The sequence below is a fragment of the Corallococcus praedator genome (assembly GCF_003612125.1).
In the GTDB taxonomy this organism is placed as follows: Bacteria; Myxococcota; Myxococcia; order Myxococcales; family Myxococcaceae; genus Corallococcus; species Corallococcus praedator.
The window spans coordinates 1-421 of record NZ_RAWI01001185.1 but is presented as its reverse complement, the minus strand read 5'-3'; the positions used below and the strand labels follow the sequence as shown (position 1 = coordinate 421).

At 53.0% G+C, this 421-nt stretch carries 1 protein-coding gene; it reads right to left on the bottom strand.

Going from position 1 to position 421, the window contains the following annotated elements:
• Positions 1–142: 142 nt before the first annotated feature.
• The coding region (locus D7Y13_RS43650; RefSeq protein WP_158626248.1) for a substrate-binding domain-containing protein at positions 143–421 on the bottom strand (279 nt) is incomplete at its 5' end.

The window sequence follows — 421 nt, the reverse complement described above, 5'->3', positions numbered from 1 at the left end:
GGCATATGGCGCATCAATGTCATCCAACTACAATAGCCGTCCGCTGTTACCAGAAGTTCTGTTTGATAATGGTCAGGCGCGGTTGATTCGCCGTCGCCAGACCATCGAAGAATTACTGGCGTTGGAATGGCTTTAACTGCGGTTAGTCGCTGGTTGCATGATGACTTGCCTCCAGCGACGGAGTTGACACTGAATGACGACGTACCAGCGTCGGACTAAAGACATTAGTGATTTCCGGGAGAGGGCGATTATCCGCCACCGCCAAAGCCAGTTCGGCAGCCTGGGTCGCCATCGTCACGATTGGGTAACGCACGGTGGTCAGGCGCGGACGCACATAGCGTGACACCAGCACATCATCAAAGCCAATTAACGAAATCTCACCCGGTACATCAATACCATTATCATTGAGAACGCCCATCGC